The organism is SAR202 cluster bacterium (genome assembly GCA_016872355.1).
Classification (GTDB): domain Bacteria; phylum Chloroflexota; class Dehalococcoidia; order Lucifugimonadales; family VGZY01; genus VGZY01.
In genome coordinates this window covers 1-17,010 of record VGZY01000062.1, presented here as the reverse complement: position 1 = coordinate 17,010, position 17,010 = coordinate 1, and the positions used below count along the sequence as shown (strand labels likewise).

Sequence of the window (17,010 nt, the reverse complement as noted above, 5' to 3'; positions counted from 1 at the left end):
ACGCCCCTCCAGAACAAGGTTCAGTATCTGTGCTCTCTTCGCTTCTCGCTCGGTCAAATGTAGTCCTCTCATGGACTGACATATTCACTGAGCAGTTACCTACTGACAATATCACTGAGCAAAGACACTACCAAGCCGCAGGCTTGACACTTCCCACGATGCGGCTACAATCAGTCAGGCGGTCCGGCGCAGCTTGCCGGAGGCCCAATTGACGGCGAGACCGGAGGAGCGATGAACGGCTACGAGCTCAAGCAGAAGGTGCAGTCCGGCGGCATCGTCTACGGCACGATGCTGAGCATGATCAGAAACCCGCGCTGGGCTGTGCCCGTCGCCGGCTTCGGGCTCGACTATGTGATCATCGATTCCGAGCACACGCCGCGCGACCGCACCGAGATGGCGGACCTCATGGCATCCATGCTGCCGTCGGGCATTTGCCCAATCGTCCGCATCCGTATCCCCGACTCCCATTACGTCACTATGGCCGTGGACGCGGGCTCGCACGGCGTCCTTGCGCCGTACTGCGAGACGGTGGACGAGGTGATGGAAGTCGTCGCGGCGACGAAGTGGAGGCCGCTGCAGGGCGCGCTGGCGCGGAAAGCCGTGGAAACGGGCGATCTGCCGAGCGAGGCCAGCAAGAAGTATCTCGAAGACAAGAACAAGAACAACGTCTGCATCGTCGGCATCGAGAGCGTCCCGGCGATCGAGAACTTGCCGAACATCCTCAAGGTGAAGGGCATCGACGCGATCTTCGTGGGCCCCAACGACCTCTCGATATCGCTGGGCATTCCCGACAAGTACGACGACCCCAGGTACGAGTAGGCGGTGCGGACGATCATCCGCCTCAGCAGGCAGGCGAATATCCCGACGCTCGTGCACCACCAGACCATCCCGCAGACGCAGAAGTGGCTCCGCGAGGGCGCGCGCTTCGTCCTGTACAGCACTGACGCCCGCAGCCTTCACAATGCCTTCCGCGACGAGTTTGGGGCGATAAGGGCCGTGGGCGAACAGCTCACCGGCGCGAAATCGGCAAAGGTAGGCGAATCGAAGGAAGTGATATAGGAGTCCCATATGGCATGGAAGTTTGAGCAGGTGGATGGGCCTTACGGCGGCGTGACCGAGGGGCCGCAGTGGGACGGCAGCGGGCTGCTGTTCAGTCACATCCCCGCGCAGCGGATCTACAGGTACGACCCGAAGCGGAAGATGTCGACTGTCTTCCGCGAGAACACGAACTACGCAAACGGGCTCATGTTCGACGCGCAGGGCCGCCTCCACGCCTGCGAGGGCGGCGGCAGGCGCGTGGTGCGGTACGAGGCGGACGGCAGCGTAACGGCGCTAGTGAACGGCTACGAGGGCAAGCGGCTAAACTTCCCGAACGACCTGGCGATACATCCTGACGGGAGAATCTGGTTCACGGACCCCTACTACGAGGGCGCGGCCGGGCCGGAGAGCGAGACGCGCGCGAACAAGGACATCGAGCACGATTCCGTATACCGGTTGGACCCGCGGCCGCACGGCGGCGATTCCTGCACGCGCGTTACTTTCGACACGACGCGCCCGAACGGCATCCTCTTCTCCCTGGACTACAAGACCCTGTACGTGGCGCAGAGCGGCCGCGAGAAGACCGAGAAGAAGGAGCTGCGCGCCTACCCCGTCAACCCGGACAGGTCGCTCGGCAAATTCCGTGTCCTCCACGACTTCTGGCCGGACCGCGGTATCGACGGGATGAAGCTGGACACCCAGGGCAACATCGTCGCCACAGCAGGCTGGAAGGCGGGCGGGTCGGGCCCGTCGATCTACGTCTTCTCGCCTGACGGGAAGGTATTGGAGCGGCACGAGGTGCCGGTGGACCGTCCCACGAACTGCGCCTGGGCAGAGGACGACCTCATGACGCTGTACGTCACGACGATCGAAGGATACCTGTTCCGCGTGCGCACCAACCGCAAGGGCCGCGTGCTGTTTCCGGCGACCCCGTAGAGACGACCCTCCGGGGCGTCTCATTGCCGGGCATTCGCTACCGTTATTCCAGGCAGGAACAGAGACGCCCCGGAGGGTCGTCTCTACATTCAAACCCAGGACCACAATTTCATGACAGACACGATTCGCATCGGCTTCGTCGGCGCAGGCAAGAACACCGTCAAGAAGCACATTCCGGGCTTCAAAGTGATCAAGGGCGTTGAGCTCGTGAGCGTCGCCAACCGCTCCAAGGAGTCCGGCCAGAAAGTGGCGCAGGAGGTCGGGCTCAAGACGGTGTACGAGGACCCTTATGAGCTTATCGCGTCGGACGACACCGACGCCATCTGCATAGGCACGTGGCCGTATATGCACATGCCGCTCGTGCTCGCGGCGCTGGAGTCCAACAAGCACGTCCTCACCGAGGCGCGCCTGGCGATGAACGCCGAGGAGGCGCGCGACATGGTTGAGGCGCAGCGCTTCAAGCCAAAACTCATAGCGCAGGTCGTCCCCGCGCCGTTCACCTTCCGGGTGGACAACGCGATCAAGGACCTCATCGCGGAAGGGTACTTCGGCGATATCTACGCGGTGGACTGCTCCATCTCGGCCTACCAGCCGGAGCTTTCCCCGGGCGGCTTCATTAACCGCGAGGTGCCGTTTGCGTGGCGGCACGACCGCGACCTCTCCGGCATGAACATCATGCTCATGGGCGCGTGGTACGAGTGCCTCATGCGATGGATCGGCCCGGCGTCCAGCGTGTTGGCGATCACGCGCACGCACGTTAAGGAGCGCAAGGACCCCGCTGGCTCGCGCCGCGTCGTTACGATCCCTGACCACGTGGAGGTCATCGCCGAGATGTACAGCGGCCCAACGCTGCATATGCGCGTCAGCGAGGTCACCGGCCTGGGCCCCAGCGACATCTGGATATTCGGCTGCAACGGCACTGCCCGCATCGACATGACGACGAGCAAGATTTACGGCGGCAAGCGCGGTACAACTGCGGTTGCCGAGCTGCCAATCGACGAGAAGAAGGCCTACAAGTGGCGCGCCGAGGAAGAGTTCATCAACGCCATCCGAGGCAAGGAGCCGATATTGATGAACACCTTCGAGACCGGCCTCCTTTACATGGAGTTCGCAGAGGCAGTGACACGGAGCGCCCAGAGGGGGGAGAAGATCGCGCTGCCTCTGTGAGGGGCTGGGGACTGGGTGCAGCGGCCGTCACCCTCACCTGTCGCTGGCGCGACATCCTCTACCGTCAAGGGAGGTACGAATGGGGCAGGAACAGCCGCAGCCCTCACCCTACGGACAAGGCCCCGTAGGCCTCTCCCTCAAGGGAGAGGAGGAACAGCCTTCGATCCGAAGGCAACACCCTCTCTGTCCCGATGGGGCATCGCGACATCTCTCCCTGAGGGAGAGATACAGGGACGGGAGAGGAACGAGGCAGAACAGCCCTCGATCCACCTAACCACTGCCTCCCGATTCGAAGACTCATCGGGATCTAAGGGCCTTCCCTGGGACGGAAGGGGTCCTGAGGCAGGCGGCTACGCCGCCTGCACGGGAGTCTGAGGGCGAAGCCCTGAAACGGGGTCTGGGGCGGAGCCCCAGATTCTTTGTCGATTCTTTCCCCTTCCGCCGAAGGCAGGAAGGGGTTAGGGGATGGTCTGAGGACCCAATCGAATGGCGAGTCCCGGCGCTTACACGCTTACAAAATGGACAGCCGCCGACTCTGAAAGAACTTAGGATAACCACCATGAACCGCAACGAACTAAAGAAGCTTATCCTCGGCCCCATCGCCACGGTGCCGACGCCGTTTGACTCCGAGTACCACGTGGACTATGGGCGGATGTACGACCTTACGAAGTGGTGGGTCGCCAACGGCGTGGTCAAGGGACGCGCAGTCATCAAGGTCGCCGCCGCCATGGGCGAGGGCTTTATGCTGCGCGACGACGAGTGGCCAGCGCTGCTACGCACCGTCGTGAACGCGGCGGACGGCAAGGCCGCAATTGTGCACGGCCTGCACTACAAGGACACGCTGCGGACCATCGAGGATGCCAAGCGCGCCCAGGACCTCGGCGCTATCGGCCTCCAGATCTCGCCGCCCATCATGAGCCACCCCACGCAGGACGACATCCTGCGGCACTACGAGGCAATCTCGAAGGCCATCGACATCGGCATCATGATCTACCATACGCACTGGTGGCCGGGCGGCCGCATCGAGGTCGATACGTTCATGAAGATGGCCGACTTCGAGCAGGTCGTCGCGATCAAGTGGGGCGTGCCCAAGGACATGAAGTACGAGGATATGACAAAGTTCGCGCATATCTTCAACGTAATCGAGAACGGCCCTAACCCCGTCCGCTGCCACAAGCTCGGCGGGCGCGGCTTCATCAACGAGACGCTTGCCGCTTACCAACCCCACGACCTCAATGTGTGGGACCTCCTGGAGGCGAAGAAGTACGACGAGGCCCAGGCGCTCTGGGACAGCGTGACGATCAAGCTCTACGACTACTACACCCGCCACTCCAACTGGCGATCCAACGGCGAGGCGCGCGTCGTGAAGGGGCTCATGAAGATCATGGGCCAGGACGTGGGCGACTCCCGCCCGCCGACGCTTCCGCTGGACGACGCGGAGCTGGCGGACCTGAGGAATCTGGTGAAGAGCTGGGGATGGCCGGTTAAAGGGTAGTTGGTAGTAGGTAGTTAGTAGTCGGCAAGACAGAGGACGTATATGAGGCTGTTTCTGACCGGGTGTGAGTACTCGGGGACAACGACGCTTTCGAAGGCGATTGCGGCGTGGGCGGAGAGGACGCTCGGGCCGGGGAAGTACAACTTCCACGACCACTGGAAGCTGCCGGACATCAAGGATGCGGCGCTTGAGGGCACTACGGACGTCAAGATGACGGACGAGGACAAGCGTGCATTCATGGGCCTGACGCCAAACCTGAAGGCGATGTTCAGCCGGTACAACATCGAGTACCACCTCAACAAGAAGTCGTTCTATGCCCGTCCGGACCACCAGATGATCGGCTGGGCGATTGACGACGCGATATACGGGCCGAAGTACTACGACTACGGCCACAAGGGGACGACTGAAGACCGCGAGTACCTCGCCCGCCGCGTTGAACGCGAGGTGATGGAGAAGGCGCCGGACGCCGTGCACGTGCTGGTAAAGGCGTCGCCGGAGGTCATCCGCCGGCGTATGGAAGCAGAGCCGCGAGAGTACCCGGTCGTCCGGGACGCAGACGTTGAGTACATCCTTGGCAAATTCGAGGAGCAGTTCGAGGCGTCGCATTTCAAGAACAAGATGGTGATCGACACGACCGCCGCGACCGTCGAGGCGTCACTGGCGGAGTTCGTCGCGAAGTTCGACGAGTTCATGACGCCGAGCGACCGGGGCCGGATGTCGCTCCAGTCCAAGCAGGCCGGAAAGGACAAGAGATGAACCGCGCAGAGGCAAAGAAGCTGCTCGTGGGGCCGATAGCCACCGTCGGGACGCCCTTCGACAAAGACTACGAGGTGGACTACGGCCGCATGGCCGAGATGGTGAGGTGGTGGGTCGCGAACGGCCTGGTGCGAGGGCGCGCCGTCATTAAGGTAGCCGCCGCGATGGGCGAAGGTCCCCAGCTCAGCGACACAGAGTGGCCGCTGCTGCTCCGGACGGCCGTGCAGGCCGCGAACGGGAAGGCGACCGTGTACTGCGGCATTCATTTCAAAGACACCGTCCGCACGATCGAAGACTGCAGGAAGGCGCTGGACCTGGGCGCGGACGGCGTGCAGATAAACACGCCTTTCATCAACGACTCCACTCAGACAGACATCCTCCGCCACTACACGGATGTGTCAAACGCCGTGAAAATCCCCATCCTCGTCTACACGGTCCCGGGATACCATAACGGCGCCATAGACCCGGACACGATCCGCAAGATGACCGCCCTCGAAAGCGTCGTGGGCATCAAGTGGACGCCGCCGAAGGGCGAGGAGTACGACCAGATATCCGACGTGGCGAAATCTCTCAACATCATCGACAACACCACCCAGCCGGTCCGGGCGCACAAGCTGGGGGCGCGCGGGTTCATCAACTGGACGTGCGACATCTACCCTCAGTTCGACCTGAAGGTTTGGGACCTCCTGGAGGCGAAGAATTACGCCGAGGCCGAGGCGATGTGGGAGCCCGTCTACAAGCCGCTCCGCGAGCAGATAGCCAAGATGATGAAGTACTCCGGCGGCCAGGCGCGGATGAAAAAGGCAATGATGGCAGCGATGGGTAACCCCATCGGCTCCTCGCGCGCGCCGTCGGCTCCCGCCACGCGGCAAGAACTGGCAGAGGTGCACAGGCTGCTCGCCGGCTTCGGCTGGCCCGTGACGAAGGCCGGTAGTTGGTAGTTAGACGTTGGAAGTTAGTGGACAGCCGGTGACAAGACGGTGCAGGAAGGGAACAAATGGATAGAAACGAGCTTCGCCGGTTGATTCGCGGCCCGATAGCGACGGTGCCGACGGCCTTCGACAAGGACTTCGAGGTGGACCTGGGCCGCATGGCCGAGCTTACCCGCTGGTGGGTTGCGAACGGCCTGGTGAAGGGCCGCACCGCCATCAAGGTGGCCGCCGCCATGGGCGAAGGGCCGCAGCTTCGCGATACGGAGTGGCCCGCCCTGCTCCGCACCGTGGTGCAGGCCTCCGACGGGAAGGCGGCGGTTGTGGCCGGACTGCATTACAAGGACACCAAGCGCTGCATAGAAGACGCGAAGCGCGCGCAGGACCTGGGCGCGATCGGCCTGCAGATATCGCCGCCGGTATTCAATGCGCCCACGGATGCTGACAACCTTCGCCACTTTGAGGCACTTTCCAACGCGATCGATATCGGCATCCTGATCTACTGTCGCGCAGGGATGCCCGGCGGCGACATCATGCCGGAGATCTTCAAGAAGATGTACGACTTCGAGAAGGTTATCGGCATCAAGTGGGGGCCGCCCGCGGGCGTGCCTTACGAGGCGATTTACGAGCTGGCCGGCCACTTCAACATTATCGACAATCGCCGCCAGCCAGTGCTCAACCACAAGCTGGGCGGCTGCGGGTTCGTACAGAACAGCACTGACGTGCACCCCGAGCACAGCTTCAAGGTGTGGGACCTGCTGGAAGCGAAGCGGTACGACGAGGCGCAGGCGGAGTACAACGCCGTGGAAAAGCCGCTCTGGGACTTCTACACCCGCATCCGCCAGACGAACGGTGGTCAGGGCCGGCTCAAGAAAGCGATGATGGCGCTGCTGGGCAGGCCTATGGGAGTGTCGCGCCCGCCGTCGCTGCCGCTCAGCCCGGAGGAGACGGCGGACCTGCGCAAGCTGCTGATCAGCTTCGGCTGGCCGGTGGTGGCGTAGGAAGGCAGTTAGCAGTGAGCAGTGAGCAGTGAGCAGTGGGCAGTCGGCAAGGCGAACAGCCGGCACCCTCTCTGTCAGCCACCCCGGTGAAATCGGGGCCCCTGAGGGGGAGATGAGAAGGCTGGCGGGTTTGCTATAATGCGCCGCAGCAAGAAACGTTGATATGACTCAGGAGGAGCACAAGGTGATTACAGTAGCTCAAGCGAAGCAGATGATGAACGGCGTCGTCATTCCCCTTGCGACGGCCTTCAAGGACAACGGCGACCTTGACATCGACACCACACAGAGGAACATCCAGTGGATCGTTGACGAGGGCGCCAAGCCGGGCAACACCGTGTTCATCGCCTGCGGATCGGGCGGGGACTTCACGGTGCAGACCGTTGAGGAGCGCAAGGCGGTCATCAAGGCGACAGCCGAGATCGCCAACCGGTATCGCATCCCCACATTCGCCAGCGTACAGAGCACGGATATCCGCACCACGATCGACCTCTGCCAGCACTGCGAGAAGGTCGGAATCGACATCGTGCAGATGAGCTCGGCGTACTACTACGACGTGAAGCAGGAAGACTACATCGCGTGGGTCAAGGAGGTCTCCAAGCACACGAAGGTGGGCTTCGCGGCCTACAGCCACTGGTACAGCGGCTCCAAGTACGACATGACGATGGAAGTGGCCGAGAAGCTGATGGAGATACCCAACACCGTCGCGGTGAAGTGGGCCTCCCCTAACCTGCCGAACTACATCGCCGGCCTGAAGTACTTCATCCCGCGCGCGGGCGTGGTCAACAACGGCCCGCTGGTCACCTACGGGTACATGCTGGGCGCGAAGGCGTGGGTCAGCCACGTTCCCAACTTCTACCCGCAGCACTCTTGGAAGGTGCACGAGCTGCTCACCGCCGGCAAGTTCCAGGAGGCCGACGCGCTGCACAGCGCCTTCGAGGACCCGTACTGGAAGCTCAACATGAAGATCCTCGGCCAGACCTCCGGCGAGGGTGTGTTCGTGAAGCCCTGGATGGACGCAGCGGGACTCAAGGGCGGCGTCTCCCGCCTGCCCTCGCGCACGGATACCGCCACGCCGGAAATCCGTAAGGAGATGTCCAAGCTGCTGGAGAAGGCGAAGGAGCTTGTGGCCAAGGCGAAGTAGTAGTTGGTAGTTGGTGGTTAGTAGTAGGCCAGAGATAGGGCATTGTATGCGTAGAGGGAACCTGTGAGTTCCCTCTACGGCTTTGTCGGCGGGTCGTTTTGGTGGCTGACACCCGGTGGAACGGATCCCGATAGGTTCGGGTTTGAGACCCGCCCCTACCGAAGAGCTTCGGAGGTATCGCTAATGGACATCGCCGCAATACGCGCGCAGATACCGACCACGCAGAAAATGACGTATCTGAATACCGGGTGGGCCGGGCCGTCGCCGGTCTCGGTGGTGGACGCTGTGCGGGAGCGGATGGAGATGGAGCAGTTTGGCGCACGGACGGCGCTGGACGTGGTGGAGGGCGGACAGGCGGTGATGAAGCGGGCGCGGGAGGCGACGGCGGGCCTGCTGGGATGCGCTTCGGAGTAGGTGCTCCTGACTCAGAACACCACCGAGGGCATCAACATCGTGATGTCCGGCCTGCCTTGGGAGCCCGGAGACGAGGTGATAACCTGCGACCTCGAGCACGTTTCAATCACCGCGCCGATTCTTCTTGCAAGCCTTAACCGCGGTGTAAAGCTGAGGGTGGTGCAGGTGTCGACGGACGATACTCAGCTGACCATAGCGCGGAAATTCGCGGCGGCGGTGACGCCCAGCACGCGAATGGTCTTCATCAGCCATGTCCAGTACTCCAGCGGTCTGCGAATGCCGGTAAGGGAGATCGGCAGGCTGGCCCGCTCGCGTGCGCTGTGGTACCTGGTGGACGGGGCGCAGGCGGCCGGGCACATTCCCGTGGACGCGCGCGACATCGGTTGCGACGCTTATGCGATGCCCGGCCAAAAGTGGCTGCTTGGGCCTGACGGTACGGGCGCGCTTTACGTCCGAAAAGAGATGGCCCTTCAGATACAGTCGAACGCCGCTGGCTACGAGTCGATTGAGGCGTTCGAGTTCCCGGCGGGCCACAAGCTCAGGACAAAGGACGCGGCCAAGTTCGGGGCAAGCACAACCAGCGCGCCGCTGCGGGCAGGTTACATCGAGGGACTGCGCTTCGTAACGTCGTTCGGCATCGAGAACGTCGAACGCCGCAACCTCGCGCTGGCGGCAGGGCTGCGGGCGCAGCTCCTCGCCATCCCAGGCGTGACCGTCACATCACGATTCGAAGGCCCGGAGTGCACGGGGCTCGTGACCTTCACCCTGAATGGGATGGTGCCTTCGGACCTGGTCGCCAGGCTCTGGGGCGGGCACAATATCCTCGTCCGCAAGGTGCCCTACCCCGCCGCCGTGCGGGTCTCCTGCCACTTCTTCAACACGGAAGAAGAGGTCGGCAAGCTGGCGTGGACCGTGCGCAAGGTGGCGGGGGCGTAGTCGCCGCTCCGCCTACTGCCTCAGGGGCAGGCGGTCGCCGTGCCACGGGTGGGCGTACGACGGCTTGTTCACGAAACGCGCCATCCCTGCCTCCACCCGCACAGACGCCATCGGCGGCAGATCCACGGCGAAGTACTTGCCCTCGACCTTCACTCGCGCTTCCTTGAACGCTACCTTCTCGGCCACGTAGCCGAACGGGTTCAGGATGCTCTCCTTGCGCTGGGCGGCCTGGTAGGTCACGTCTGTAAAGAGGTGCTCTCCGAACGCGCCGGCCTGGACGATGAGGCGGCGGGTCTCGGTTGGGCTGGTGTTCACGAGATGGATGCCCACCTTGTCGGCCGAGAGGGCGTCCACCAGCGCTGACACGTCCGGCGGGAGGCCGGGGCGCGTGCGGTCGGCATCGTAGTAGCGCACCGTCGCACGCAGCAGGCCGCCGTTGTACAGGCTGCGGGGCGCGCCCATCGTGACCTGGGTGAGGCCGACGGTGCGGACGGGGTTGGCGTTCTCGCCGCCGTATGCGGTCCTGTCCGGCGTTTTGGGGTTGTGCGGCGGGAAGCGGTTGTCCTTCACTATCGTCTCGAGGTCCCGCTTGTCGGCCTGTATCTGGGCGAGGGCGACCTGGGCGTACTCCAGCTCGGCGTGGAGCACCTTTTCCGGCCAGTCCGGCAGCATGCCGTCGTAGTACTGGAACCGCGCGAGCTCCAGGTTTCCGCCCCGGCGGCCCGGCTCCGGCTTCACATCGTTCCAGTTCCGCTGCTTGTCGCCCTCGCGTATACGGGCCATCAGGTCGCGGTCTTCCTTCGACAGCGTGGCGTGCCACACGTGGGCCAACTCCAGTATCTTGACGGGCTCGTACTCCGACCAGCCTTCCTCGGTCATTCGCCGGGGCGCAAGCACCTGCCCGTCAGGCTCCACCCTGGCGTTATCCAGAAGGACTTTGATCTGGGAGCGCATGAGCTCCATGTATTTGAAGTCGCCGGTGAGCAGCACGGCGCACTCGGCGGCGATGGTTGCGCTGATGAAGTTGTGGTCGCCGGCCCACCGGCTGTTCCATCCGTACAGGCCGCCCCACCACTGCCCTCCGCGCTTCTCCCCTACCTTGCCGTGCGGGCCGATGTTGTCGGGCAGGATGCCGTTGTTCTGGCGCAGACGCTCAAGCCAGGCGTCCGTGTACTCGAGCACCCATCGTTTGAAGCGCTCGTTGCCTGTGTACAGGTAAGCGTTGGTCACGAGCGCGGTCGCGGCCAGGTTATCCGCAACGTCGCCATCCAGCACCACCTCGGAGAAGATCTTCAGAATCTCCTCGCGGCGCTTGGGGTCTTCGAACCAGTCCTCCTCAAGGTCCTTTACCACCGGGTGGAGGTTGGACCGCTGGGCAAAGCCAAAGATGCCCTGCCCGGTCAGGCGGTACCAGGGGTCGAGGTAGGCCTTCACGCGGGACAGGTCCATGTGGAACATGGGGCCGACGCTGCTGTGGAAGGGAGAGCGGATGATCTTGTACTTCGGGTCGTAGTTGGGCGCTTCGGGGTCTTCGCCCATGTACATGGCGGCGAAGCGCTGCGCGCGCCGCGCGTTCTCGGCGATGGTGGGGTCTGCCACGCCCATGTCGTAGAACGCCATGTTGCCTTCGCCCATGTGGAACCAGTCGCATGGACCCGCCTGGTTGTAGTACTCGTTGTGGAGCTGCGGGCGGAAGGCGGGGTGCGCCGGCTCGCGGTGGTCGCGTGGGGTGGAGTCGTCGAAGTAACGCGTCGTGGCGTTCCACGCCTTCAGCGCCGCCTTCCAGATGCTCTCATCCCCGCCGATGGCGTAGAAGAGGCCCCAGTTGTAGAAGATCTCGTAGACGTCGTCCACGTCCTGGATGTAGAAGATGCGGCCGTTGGGGTGGCAGTACTTTGCGACGAACTGCCGGGCGGCCTCTTCCTGCACAGCGATTAGCTGGCGCTGCAGGAGCGCCCACGCAGGAGGCGGCTTGATCTCCGTTGCGCGTATGGTGGACATTGCCGGCATATTGGCGTGCGTCATGTGTTGACCTCACAATTGTCGGATTCTGGTGCTAAACGGCCAGCTTCTCCAGCTTCTCCATGTCTATCTCCACGCCGACGCCGGGGCCGTCCGGGACGACGGTGTGGCCCTGATCATACTGCACCGGCTGCCGGGAGTAGCTCTCCTGGTAGACGAGCGGGCCGGCGGGATAGCACGTGAGGTGAAGGTTGGGCATGGACGCCGCCGTGTGGGCGCGCGCGGCGGTGCCGATCTGCATCTCGACGGTGCTGCCCAGCAGAGTCTTCACCCCGTAGGCCTCGGCCAGGGCGAAGAGCTTGCGGCAGAAGGTGATACCCTCATACCCGATGCCGATGTTCCACACGTCCACCGCGCCGGCGCCGCCGAGCCTCGTAGCGACGGCGAAATCGACGATGTGCTCGCCCATGGGCACCTTTGTGGCGAGCTTGACGGCCAGGAAGTCCTGCGTGGGCGCGTTGTGGCGGCCCTTTACCGGCGACTCCACCAGCACCGGCCGGTAGGGCGCCAGGCGGTTGGTGGCCGTGATTGCCGTTTCGACGTCCAGCCAGCCGGAGGCGTCGAGCGCGGAGAGCTCGATGGCGTCGCCCCAGCGGCGGCGCATCTGCTCGAGCAGGCGCTCGTCCATATCCAGGTCCGCGCCGAAGTAGTAGCGGAAGGCCATGTGGCCCATGGCCGTGACGCGCTCGATACGGCCCAGGTTCGCGGCCACGTCCTCGGCGGTCTTGCAGGTGGCCAGCGGGTAGCAGAACGGAATGCGGTCCCTGACCTTGCCGCCCAGCATCCGGTAAACCGGCACGCCGAATGACTTCGCGACGGCGTCGTGGAGGGCGATGTCTATCCCGCAGAGCACCTGGTGCTGCCACTTCTGGGTGCGGAGGGCCGTCTGCACCTTCGTGAGGTCGTGGGGAGACTGGCCCACAAGAATTGGCTCCAGCTTCCCCTTTAGCGCCGCCACGGTGTCGCGGGTGACCGGGAAATTGACATCCGACATCTCGCCGAGCCCGGTTATGCCCGCGTCCGTCTTCAGAAAGACGACGACGTGGTACGAGACCGCCTTTTTCGGGTCGGACGGGCCGGACTTGCCCATCTCGCGTGTGGACTTGATTCCGGCCAGCTCAAGGGAAGTTATCTTCAAAACTTCAGCCTCTCCATTTCCTCATAGGCCAGCACGGCGGGATGGACCTTGTCTCCCCCCCTCCCAGCCAGCTCCAGGAGCCTGCGGCGGTCATCTGGTAGGTAAGCTCGAGGGGGTTCTGGGTCCGGATGCGGACGCTCTTAGGGCCGATGCGTTCCGTGAGAGGCATCTTCGCCCGGAGGTCCGCCTGGTCTTCCATGTAGCAGTCCACGCGCAGCTCAAGCGGGCCGGGCATCCTGTAAGGCTTGAAGTCCTTGACGCGCTTGAGGGCAGCGATGGTCTTCCGGCGGATAAGCTCGTCGGCGTCCTTGGGGTGGAGGGAGATAGCCTGGTGACGGCCCAGGCCCTTCTTTGTAGGCGCGACCTCGACGTCGCCCAGCCATTCCTTCGCCTCATTGCACCCGGCCTCGTCCGCAGAGACCATCGCGACGGGCACGTTGAAAACGCCGAATTGCAGCGCTTCCACTGCGATCTCGCCGATCTTCTTCCCGTTCAGCCACATGTTCTCTACCTCGGAGGCGCTGAACGTATGCGGCATCACGGCGTTCGGGGTGCCGGACATCGCATGGTGACCGAGGAATATCACGGCGTCGAACGTGTCGGTGGCAAGCACCTTGTGCATGGCGGCGCCGCCCATGGCGATCTTGATGCCGCGCGGGAGCTCATCGTAGTACAGCAACAGGCCGCCAGGGCTGACGCCGCGTATAAAGCCGCAGTCGTGGACGAGGATCTCCGCCGCCCCGGCGGCGAGCGCGCCTTCCACGCACGCCTTCGTCTCGTCCGTTGCCCTGCGGCGGTTGTAGTCAGCCTGCCAAGGGCCATAGACCTTAACAGGGTCCTGCTCGCGGGTTATCGCTGCCTGGCCCTCGGAATCGACAAGTATGTAAACCTTCAAAACACTCCTCCTGGGTCGCGTAGCCCAAATGGTGAATTATGAATAGTGAACAGTGAATTGAACAGCCGGTCCCCGGTCCGATAATTCACTATTTACTATTCATAATTCACTATTCTCACGACACCGCCGCCTCGTGCGCCCACTTCAGGAACGGGTTGTCCGCCGGCTTTTTGCCGCCGTAGAACCATTCCAGCGGCAGCACTTTGAGCTTCTGGTTGAACGATCCCGGGACCGAGCCCCTCCCGCCGCCTACAAGCAGGAGCCTGGCCTCATGTTCATCGTCCTCATAGCCCGTGTACGTATGCGCCACAAGAACGCGGTCCTTCATGACGAGCACGGATGGGTACGACCACCGGCCATGCTCGGCGGCCGTGTGGACCAGGCTTCCATCGCGCTCGGGGGCGGGTAAGCCCGGCTCGTTGTGGGTCTCTTCCGGATGATGGTAACGGATAGGACCCGGCTCCACGCGCGTGGTCTCGTGCAGTGACTCGATATTCTGGAAAAATTCCCACACGCTGCCGCCATTGCGGGAGATTGCGGACGAAAGGCGCGTGCGGTTGTAGCCCATTCGCGCCTCGGTCTCTGTCTCCTGGTTCCAGATGCACAGCAGGTGACCGTTCGGCAGAGTGCGTATCTGCGCCGGCGTTGTGCTGGTCGCCAGCGGCGTCGGCATCGGTCGGGTCCACGTCTCGCCGTTGTCGTGCGACCAGGACACGAAGTGGCGGCCGAGGCCGGTGCGGTGAATCATGAGCAGGCGGCCGGGAGAGACCTCAGTAACGGAAGGCTCCTCGCAATAGCTCCAGATGCCGGACTCCATCAGCACCATGATGTCGCCGTCGCGGTTCGTCCGCCACGTTCGGCCGTCGTCGTCCGAGTAGTGCACCTGGACCGTGCCGAAGTGGGGGTCGAAGTAGTGCGCGCCGGTGCTCGCCCACTGACCGCGGACCAGTTTGCCGGATGCCGGGAACGCGGGCTCGCCGGCGCCTCTATTCTGGCCCCAGAGGATGTAGGAAGGCAAAACGAGGCGACCGCTGCTCGTTCGAAGGAAGACGTCCTGGTAGATATAGGACCCGTGGCCGGGCTCGCTGATCCGAGTCGGCGCGCTCCAGGTGCGGCCGCCGTCTTCGGAGCGCCAGAAAGCCAGGTAATACGCGCGCATGAACGGCAACGCGGCGGTAAGCTCTTCCTGCATCGTCGCGGCCACGCCGATGGCGTTCCCGTCCAGTCGCACGAGGGCGGACTTGGACGCGCCCACCGGGTTGCCGTTCACGTCCCTCGCCTCGAACGGCGCCGTCCACGTGATCCCGCCGTCATCGGAGTACGTGACATGGCCCTTGGCGAAGTGCACCACCCGCCCGCCTTCAAGCTCGGCGAATGTGGACCAGTGGAAAAACTGCGTCCCGTGCACCTTCAGCGCCAGTTGCGGGAGCGTCATAGGAACGTTGGGCATGCTCACTCCGTTCGCGAATAGTGAATTAGGAATAGTGAATAGTGAATTGAACAGCAGGATGACCCCGGTCCGATAATTCACTATTCACTATTCCCAATTCACTATTCTTCATGGCACTGCCGCCTCGTGGGCGCGTTTGAGGAACGGGTTGTCGGCCGGCTTCTTGCCGCCGTAGAACCATTCCAGCGGCAGCACTTTGAGCTTCTGGTTGAATTTCGGACCAGCGTGGTCGGGCATCCTGGCGGGGGTATTGAGCTGCGCCAACTCGTGGTGCTCCTCGTACATCCCATATGTGTGGGCAACCAGCACGCGGTCTTTCATTACAAGCACCGATGGATATGACCATCTCCCGTGCGCAATGGACGGCTGGACGTACGACGGGTCGCGCTCGAAGGCAGGCCGGCCCGGCTCGGAGTGGCGCTCTTCAGGGAAGTGGAACCTCACGGGACCCGGCTCTACGCGCGTCGTCTCATGAAGCGACTCAATGTTCTGAAAGAATTCCCAGACGCTCCCGCCGTTGCGGGAGATGGCGGACGAAAGGCGCGTGCGGTTGTAGCCCCGGCGCGTCTCCTCCTCGCTTTCCTGGTTCCACACGCACAGCAGGTGGCCGTTGGGAAGAGTCCTGATCTGGGCCGGGGCGGGAGACGATGCCAGCGAGGAAGGCATGGGCCGCGTCCACGTCTCACCGTTGTCATATGACCACGCCTGGAAAAGCCTGCCCAGGCCGGTGCGCGAGATCATGAGCAGGCAACCGGGATAGACCTCGGTTACGGATGGCTCGCCAATGTGGCTGAAGACCATGGCCGTATCTAGCAGGATGACGAGCTCGCCGTCCTTATTGCGTTGCCACGTTCGGCCGTCGTCGTCCGAGTAATAGACGGCGACGGTTGAAAACGAAGGGTCTGAGAAGTGGGCAGCAGTGGAGACCCAGTGGCCGTTCACAAGCTTTCCCGTACCCCACCACGCCTCGCCGGTCCTGAATGTGTACTGGCCATAGGTCAGGTACACCGGCATAAGGATGCGCCCGGAGGCCGTCCTCAGCAGCACATCCTGGTACATGAATGCGCCTGCGCCCTTCTCGGTCATTCTAACTGGGGGCTCCCAAGTTTCGCCGCCATCCTGCGACCGCCAGAATTTGACATACGGGGCGCGCATATCCCAGTAAACATCCTTCCTGGCATCGTCCTCAACACCGTATGTAGCGAGCCCAACGCCGTTGCTGGCCAGCCTGACGAGAGAGTTGTTGTCGCCGCCGACGATGTCGCCGTTCGTGTCGTACTTCCGGTGCGGCTCTGACCAGGTAAGGCCGCCATCTGCCGACGTGGTAAAGACTTGTTTGGCCGCATGGAGGATACTACCGTCTGACCGCTCCGCGAATGTGGAGTTGTGAAAGAATTCGTTCTCCTGAACAGCGAGCGCCAGGTGCGGCAACGTCATTGGCACGTTCGACATAGTGAGACCTCGGCTAATGAATGTGGCACATGATACACCTTCCATGGCCGAGGTTGTCACCGTGTCTTGCGGGTGTCCGAGAATTCATCCTTATGCGCCGAGAAACGATGTCCATGCTCAATGACTTTGTCAGTCTTACTGCTCAGTGATTTTGTCAGTACGACTGGTTTTGGTTGAATCAGTCTCGATCTCCAAGGGTGATCTGGACCCGGCTTTCGATCCTTGGGCGAGGAGAGGGGC

14 protein-coding genes and 1 pseudogene are annotated in these 17,010 nt (G+C 62.9%); 10 read left to right on the top strand and 5 right to left on the bottom strand.

All coding sequences use genetic code 11. From position 1 onward, the window contains the following. Positions 1-231: 231 nt before the first annotated feature. The 10 genes and pseudogenes from FJ319_11670 to FJ319_11625 all read left to right on the top strand — a co-directional run bounded on the left by FJ319_11670 (position 232) and on the right by FJ319_11625 (position 9,813). Positions 232-1,059, top strand: a pseudogene (locus FJ319_11670) (hypothetical protein). Positions 1,060-1,068: 9 nt separating this feature from the next. After that, entirely contained in the window at positions 1,069-1,974 is a 906-nt protein-coding gene (locus tag FJ319_11665) for an SMP-30/gluconolactonase/LRE family protein (protein ID MBM3934936.1), read from the top strand. A 111-nt stretch (positions 1,975-2,085) separates the two neighbouring features. After that, positions 2,086-3,141 carry a Gfo/Idh/MocA family oxidoreductase gene (locus FJ319_11660; GenBank protein ID MBM3934935.1) on the top strand — a complete coding sequence of 352 codons (1,056 nt, stop codon included), beginning with the start codon at positions 2,086-2,088 and terminating at the stop codon, positions 3,139-3,141. A gap of 559 nt (positions 3,142-3,700) precedes the next feature. Further along, on the top strand, positions 3,701-4,636 hold the full coding sequence (locus tag FJ319_11655; GenBank protein MBM3934934.1) for a dihydrodipicolinate synthase family protein: 936 nt from the start codon (positions 3,701-3,703) through the stop codon (positions 4,634-4,636). A gap of 42 nt (positions 4,637-4,678) precedes the next feature. Beyond that, positions 4,679-5,392 carry a hypothetical protein gene (locus FJ319_11650; GenBank protein ID MBM3934933.1) on the top strand — a complete coding sequence of 238 codons (714 nt, stop codon included), beginning with the start codon at positions 4,679-4,681 and terminating at the stop codon, positions 5,390-5,392. After that, the gene (locus FJ319_11645; GenBank protein MBM3934932.1) at positions 5,389-6,333 is read left to right on the top strand and encodes a dihydrodipicolinate synthase family protein; all 945 of its coding nucleotides are present in this window, start codon (positions 5,389-5,391) and stop codon (positions 6,331-6,333) included. Before FJ319_11650 ends, FJ319_11645 begins: the two co-directional genes overlap by 4 nt. A 56-nt stretch (positions 6,334-6,389) precedes the next feature. Further along, positions 6,390-7,322: a dihydrodipicolinate synthase family protein gene (locus FJ319_11640; GenBank protein MBM3934931.1), complete on the top strand. Its 933-nt coding sequence runs from the start codon at positions 6,390-6,392 to the stop codon at positions 7,320-7,322. Between the two features lie 163 nt (positions 7,323-7,485). After that, positions 7,486-8,463 (top strand): dihydrodipicolinate synthase family protein, encoded by a 978-nt coding sequence (locus FJ319_11635; protein MBM3934930.1) that lies wholly within the window; start codon positions 7,486-7,488, stop codon positions 8,461-8,463. A 183-nt stretch (positions 8,464-8,646) separates the two neighbouring features. Then, a complete protein-coding gene (locus FJ319_11630; protein MBM3934929.1) occupies positions 8,647-8,877 on the top strand; it encodes a hypothetical protein in 231 nt (76 codons plus the stop codon). After that, a complete protein-coding gene (locus FJ319_11625) occupies positions 8,878-9,813 on the top strand; it encodes an aminotransferase class V-fold PLP-dependent enzyme (GenBank protein ID MBM3934928.1) in 936 nt (311 codons plus the stop codon). It begins immediately after the preceding gene. Between the two features lie 12 nt (positions 9,814-9,825). Here the strand turns inward: FJ319_11625 and FJ319_11620 are convergent, their stop codons facing one another. The 5 genes from FJ319_11620 to FJ319_11600 form a co-directional block, all read right to left on the bottom strand. After that, positions 9,826-11,823, bottom strand: coding sequence for a hypothetical protein (locus FJ319_11620; GenBank protein ID MBM3934927.1), 1,998 nt, complete (start codon positions 11,821-11,823; stop codon positions 9,826-9,828). Between the two features lie 46 nt (positions 11,824-11,869). Further along, the gene (locus tag FJ319_11615; GenBank protein MBM3934926.1) at positions 11,870-12,973 is read right to left on the bottom strand and encodes a hypothetical protein; all 1,104 of its coding nucleotides are present in this window, start codon (positions 12,971-12,973) and stop codon (positions 11,870-11,872) included. Positions 12,974-12,977: 4 nt separating this feature from the next. Then, a complete protein-coding gene (locus FJ319_11610; GenBank protein MBM3934925.1) occupies positions 12,978-13,898 on the bottom strand; it encodes a hypothetical protein in 921 nt (306 codons plus the stop codon). Positions 13,899-13,983: 85 nt separating this feature from the next. Then, positions 13,984-15,318, bottom strand: a complete 1,335-nt coding sequence (locus FJ319_11605; GenBank protein MBM3934924.1) for an exo-alpha-sialidase — start codon at positions 15,316-15,318, stop codon at positions 13,984-13,986. 108 nt (positions 15,319-15,426) lie between these two features. After that, positions 15,427-16,815 carry an exo-alpha-sialidase gene (locus tag FJ319_11600; GenBank protein MBM3934923.1) on the bottom strand — a complete coding sequence of 463 codons (1,389 nt, stop codon included), beginning with the start codon at positions 16,813-16,815 and terminating at the stop codon, positions 15,427-15,429. Positions 16,816-17,010: the final 195 nt, after the last annotated feature.